At 45.3% G+C, this 5,756-nt stretch carries 7 protein-coding genes; all 7 read right to left on the bottom strand.

What is annotated here, in order from left to right; translation table 11 throughout:
- Positions 1–8: 8 nt before the first annotated feature.
- From MKZ13_RS22000 to MKZ13_RS22030, 7 genes are read right to left on the bottom strand one after another with little or no spacing between them, the layout of a single operon-like run.
- Positions 9–2,342: an FtsX-like permease family protein gene (locus tag MKZ13_RS22000; protein ID WP_339178149.1), complete on the bottom strand. Its 2,334-nt coding sequence runs from the start codon at positions 2,340–2,342 to the stop codon at positions 9–11.
- A gap of 35 nt (positions 2,343–2,377) precedes the next feature.
- Positions 2,378–3,118 (bottom strand): alpha/beta fold hydrolase, encoded by a 741-nt coding sequence (locus tag MKZ13_RS22005; protein WP_339178150.1) that lies wholly within the window; start codon positions 3,116–3,118, stop codon positions 2,378–2,380.
- Between the two features lie 25 nt (positions 3,119–3,143).
- On the bottom strand, positions 3,144–4,028 hold the full coding sequence (locus MKZ13_RS22010; RefSeq protein WP_339178151.1) for a hypothetical protein: 885 nt from the start codon (positions 4,026–4,028) through the stop codon (positions 3,144–3,146).
- The gene (locus MKZ13_RS22015; RefSeq protein WP_017687156.1) at positions 4,025–4,288 is read right to left on the bottom strand and encodes an acyl carrier protein; all 264 of its coding nucleotides are present in this window, start codon (positions 4,286–4,288) and stop codon (positions 4,025–4,027) included. Before MKZ13_RS22015 ends, MKZ13_RS22010 begins: the two co-directional genes overlap by 4 nt.
- 15 nt (positions 4,289–4,303) lie before the next feature.
- The gene (locus tag MKZ13_RS22020) at positions 4,304–4,516 is read right to left on the bottom strand and encodes a hypothetical protein (protein ID WP_339178153.1); all 213 of its coding nucleotides are present in this window, start codon (positions 4,514–4,516) and stop codon (positions 4,304–4,306) included.
- Positions 4,517–4,524: 8 nt separating this feature from the next.
- A complete protein-coding gene (locus tag MKZ13_RS22025; protein ID WP_339178156.1) occupies positions 4,525–4,887 on the bottom strand; it encodes a hypothetical protein in 363 nt (120 codons plus the stop codon).
- Positions 4,877–5,728, bottom strand: coding sequence for a 3-hydroxyacyl-CoA dehydrogenase family protein (locus MKZ13_RS22030; RefSeq protein WP_100526999.1), 852 nt, complete (start codon positions 5,726–5,728; stop codon positions 4,877–4,879). Before MKZ13_RS22030 ends, MKZ13_RS22025 begins: the two co-directional genes overlap by 11 nt.
- Positions 5,729–5,756 lie beyond the last annotated feature (28 nt).

Below are 5,756 nucleotides of genomic sequence, written 5' to 3' on the forward strand. Positions count from 1 at the left end.
GATCCTCCCTATTCGACAATCATTTTGGATATGCTTGTTTCCTTGATTGATTGGATGCTAATCCATGCTGTCAGTACAATCGTGCCCGCAAGTAACAATGGACACAAAATATATGCCTGTAACGGGTTAACAACAAAAACAATATTGGAAGCACCGAACGTCGACATAATGGCACTAACCAGCAATGGACCCAACGTATTGGACAATATCGTTCCAGTAACAACCCCTAAGATTAATATGAGAAGTGACATTACGACATACTTGAACTTGATTTTAGACAAGGCAAACCCAAGGCTTCTCAGTACAGCAATGTCGTTGTTGTCCTTGGCTACTAACATCTGAAGGAACAGTGCTGTAATTAAAATAGATATGAAGACACCGATGACCAAGGCCAGCATCGTCACCAATTTCAATTGTTGGATGGTTCCGCCTAACGTTTGATCCAAATAACCTTGAAGATCGGTTACTTTGGCTGGCGAGAAAGCCGTCTCATATTCAGCAATTTTGGTAGCCATGTCCCCACGATTATTCAGATCCAGACTAACCACGTACCACAACACACTATCCTTGTTGTAGGGCAATAAGGCCTTCGCCGTTTTCCCACCATTTGTAACATCCTGGTATATTCCGCTGACCGTCATCATCTGGTCCTTGCCATTAACCAGCAAAGTAAGTTGCTCACCAGTCTTCAGGCGCAGCTCGCTACTGTTTGCATCAGATAACGCAATTTCATTCTCGGTTGTTGGCGCATTACCGCTAACATAAGACAATGGGAAAATACTGAAATCCCCAGTTTCCACACTCAGATTGTCGTAACTTCCTTCCGCATTTTTAATCTTGAACTGGCTTGTTACCAATGGGGAATACGTTTTGATGTCTTTATCATTTTGGATCTGGGCAACCAGATTATCGTAACGCTGCTCCACATCGTCTGTGTGCCTCAAGTCAATGCGAATATCACTTTGTCCAACACCCATATAAGAGATAAAACTTGGCGCCTGCAAAGTGTTCAGGAAGTTGACCGGCACAATCATAATAAATGAACTGACTACAAAGACGAACAACAATAATCGGAACATCTTGATTCGCTGTATCACTTCCTTCAGACCAAGAAAGACAGGTACGGAAGACCAGCGGTTGCGGGACAAACTAAGCCGGTTTCGAATGATCTGTGTTTCTCCCAGGCTCCCGGTACGGAGAGCATCCACCGCGGAGATGGAACGAAAACGCCGCAGTACCGTTCGACAGAACAGAACAACCATGGCAAATATTATTCCAGCGGCTAATAACGGAATCGCGAAATGCAACAGGGTTGCAGGTGCTTTTCCCATGTACAACATGATGTTGGAAACAAATAGTCTGTTAACGCCAAGTGATGCAATGTAACCAAGCACGGATGCAAATCCGGCCATAAATACATACTTCATCAGATACAGTCTCTTAATATCCTTCTCTGCGATACCTATCGCTTTCATGACACTAATCTCACGATAATCCTCTTCGATGGTCGCAAGCATTGTGAATCGGATGCAGAGCATCGCAATCAGAATCAGCACAAGACTGACCAAAATAATAACGGCTGCAATAACTCCGTCGGTCATCGCATTCAATACCTGGAACAGCCCATAGGTTACGACTGGACCCGCGTTGGGAAGTCCGGCATTTTGGTAAGCCTGGGTAAATTCACTCGTCAGTCCGGGATCGGTCAACCGGAATTCGATGAGATACTCCATCTCTCCGATGCCCTGCTTCAATTCCTGTAAATTCCCATCACTCACAATAAAACGTTTGGAGTGCACAACCGATGGATTCATCTGAGCATCACGGACAAAATCAACGATGGTGTAAGAACGCTCAAATTGACCATTATCGATCCGAACCTGGTCGCCCACGCTCAATTTTTTTTGCTGCATGTAATATACCGGAACCGCGATCTCGCCATCGTTCACCTGAATAATCTCACTGTCCAGATTCAACAAATAGTCGAAACCCTGATTCTGTGTAACAAAGTCAATGTCCATAACGCTGTTCTTTTCGGACTCTGCTCCGAGAAACAGATTAGAGCCGTCAATGTTGACCATTTCCACAATCTGATGTTGCTGGACCATGGCATTTTCTTCAGCCCATGTGTTTACTTTGGCCTGATCGATTTCTCCGGCATGCATTTGTACAAAGTGTGGTGTTTTGGATTCAGAGAACAGATATTGGATGGAACTTGTCAGTTCCATAATCATTCGTGACCCCGAAGATACCAGCAAGGCGGCCAGCAGTACAAAAATAAATAACGCAGCCGTAATCCCTTTTTTTCTCGTTATATCGTTTCTCAGCATTCGTAGCAGCATAAACGAACATGGCTCCTCTCATCTACAAGTTGTTCCTATTTATCTGGAGTCATAAAGCTTGTCAGACAATGCGCCACCGTTGAAGGTTGATGCATCATGAACATGTGAGCACCCTCTTTGATGGTTTGAAGCTTCATGGATGTGCCAAAATATCGGCCCCATCTCAACGCGGATTGAAGGGTAACGGTACGATCCCGTTCTCCCCACAGATACAACACCGGCAATGAGAGCGGCTCATATTCAAGCGTTGCTGCAGATTCCAGCATCCTGAAATCCGCCCGGATGACGGGCAGAAAATAATTCAATAATTCTTTTTCATGTATCAGTTCTTGCGGGAGAGCTTCATAGGAAAACAGATGATCAATCAGATTTTCGTCTGACATCCGATCATAATTCTGCATCCCGCATTCGTCAGGCGTGTTGCAGGCTGATAACACAAGCCGCAGCGTTTTAGCTACATCTGGACGTTCCTGATATAAGCGCTGCGCAACGAAGTAGGCTGTAATCCCTCCCAGACTATGTCCAAATAACAGACTGCCAGGCTGTATAACATCCAGCAGCTTGCTGGTATACAGTTCTACGAGTTGCTGCATATGCTCCAGGGGTGTTTCGGTGTTCAGACCATGACCCGGGGACGTAAACGCCCAAATTTCCGTGTCAGGAAGGTACGGCACTAGGGGCTGAAAACTGTTGGAGTTGCCACCGAGATAAGGAAAACAGACCATCTGTCTGTTTCCCTCCCCCTTTTGTAGCTGCTCCAAGTAGATCGGTTCCATCACTTATCCACCACCATAACCAGGCTTACTTTCTTTCCAGAACATATGCAGGGAATGTCTGAAGTGAAGTATCCACATTTTTACGCTTGAAGATGACATGTATGACAATAGCCGATATTGCAAAAAAGAAGAATTGCATAATTTGAACTTGCGGATTAAAGTAGTACAAATCAATTTGACTTCCTGTGGCTACAAGCCAGAATGCAAGCAGATAAAACAGAAGTGTACCTTTGGTTGCATTGAAGATATAACTTTGGAACACGATAAATGCCATAAGCTGAACAACATAGTATATGTAAGTGGTTGAGGTGCCAAAAGAGGAAATCAAGTATCCCGGAAGCACCCATAATCCGAACAACAGGCCGGTAATCAGACCACTTGTTATATTATTTTTTAACTTCCCTTGCAAGAATGGAAGCAAAAATCCGATCCAGCCAAACAGCCCACCAATCAGCCCCGTCTCCTTGATCAGATTCACAATCCCCAACCAGATCATTTCAGGTACACTATATGTCAACTCAGGGACCGGTATGCCGAATAACAAGGAACCAAAGTGCATTGTTGATGCAAAGATGATGGAAATGCCAATAATGAGCGGTATCCAGAACAGGTCCTGTCTGCGCGGAACCAGCTTCATAAACATTCCTTTTAATGCTTCCGTTCCGCCCATCACATAACATGTAATTAATCCGGCAATGGAAGGTGAATACAGAGCAACGATCGCAAGTGGATGCATCAAGGTTAACTCACCTGTTATGGGTACAATAAAATCCGCAAAGAACAAGAACAAACTTGCGATTCCATAACATGTGCCAAAGGAAATTCCCAAAAACAAATACATATATTTGTTGGACGGGCTGGTTGCCGGACTTGTGACTGTACGAATGGATGCCTGATTAGCTGTAATCATAGTGCCGCCTCCTTCTCAGTCAACTTTCTCTCAATAAGATCATGCAAACGGTTAATCGTGCAGAAATTAGCCAAATCCAGATCTTCATTTGCTATCTCAATCTGGAATCTACGCTCTACAAAGTCCACCAAACGCATCGCAAAGAGCGAATTGACGAACCGCTGCTCAAAATAATTGTCATTATCATTAATTTGAGTGTCTTCATGATCCATGGTGAGGTTGTTCCCGATAAACTCCCGAATTTCCTGACGATAATCCACTGCCCTTCCCCCTTGTTATTGATGTTGCCCCTCGGGCACCAAAACCTCAATGTAATCTGGAAACTCTACAGCCTGTTGCAAATCATGATAAAACAGTACTCTTCCTTCCTGATCTGCAGATTGCTGCTTGAAACCGGCAAAGCGGTAGCTGATATTCATCATCCGGTTCCTTCCGGTATCCCTGAAGTCCGCAAGCATCTGTTTGCCCTGCTTCTGAGCTTCACGCATGATATACGTTAGCAGTACACTCCCTGCTCCCCTGGACAAATGGCATCCATACCGATATTAATGTTCTGCTGAATCCGCTGAACAGAGACGGACTTCGCATCCCAATGGATCTCGGGATACAGAAAATATTCGGCGATGCCCAGTTCGTTCAGTTTCGCCCAAGCCAGCTCTGCATCATTTTTACTGGCAACAGGATGCAAAATACCTCGCTGGTCCAGTTTTTCAATCACCTCCTTTAAGCCCGGCTTCAGTTGCACATCTGAAGATTCAAGCAAACCCCCATCCCATATGGTGTGGTCCAGATCCCAAACGATACATTTGATATCCTTGAGCTTTTCCTTGGTCATGCCACCCTTCATCTTAGTAGGCATAGAATCCTTGACCCGTCTTCCGCCCCCACTGTCCTGCATCAACCATTTTCTGCAACATCGGACAGCATCGGAATTTGGGGTCCTGATAGCTGTCGTACAATACTTTCAATGAATGCACGACCGTATCCAGACCAATCAGATCCGCCGTCTCCAGCGGCCCCATCTGATAATTGAAGCCCTTCTTCATAATGGCGTCCACCTGCTCGGGTGTAGCGATTCCATCCTGTACAATGTACGCCGCTTCATTCATTAACAAGTGCGAGAGGCGATTAGAAACAAACCCGGGCAGATCCTCTATGACAACTGGACTTTTATCAAGAGTTTCCAAAAACGCTACCATCTCATGTTCCGTACCCTGTGTTGTATGATGTCCTTTGATCACCTCCACCATGGATTTAACGGGAACCGGATTCATCAGATGCACTCCAATGACTCGACCTGGGTCAGGCAAAAATGAAGCGAGCTTTGTCACGGAAATACAGCTTGTATTTAGCGCAAATAAAGCATCCGGACGAACCTTGTGGGATAGTCGTGCGTAAACTTCCTTTTTCAACTCCAGGTTCTCGGTTACATTTTCAATAATGATACTTGCCTCTTCCACACCTTCATCTTGTGTCTGGAACGAGATTCGTTCCATGATTTGATCCAGGGGCACCTGACCGTACCCTTGCTTCAGAAAGCAAGCTGAACGATATTCACGACGTATAACATCAGGGGCATGTTCGATGACCGACGCCGAAATATCCTGCAAAATCACACGATAACCAGCCCTCGCGACATCCAGTGCTGTGGCGCATCCCATCACCCCTGCGCCAATGATTGCAATGAGTCGATTATGCATACCTAATCACCTCCTTATTGAGCTACCA

The sequence above is a fragment of the Paenibacillus sp. FSL R5-0701 genome (genome assembly GCF_037973995.1).
In the GTDB taxonomy this organism is placed as follows: Bacteria; Bacillota; Bacilli; order Paenibacillales; family Paenibacillaceae; genus Paenibacillus.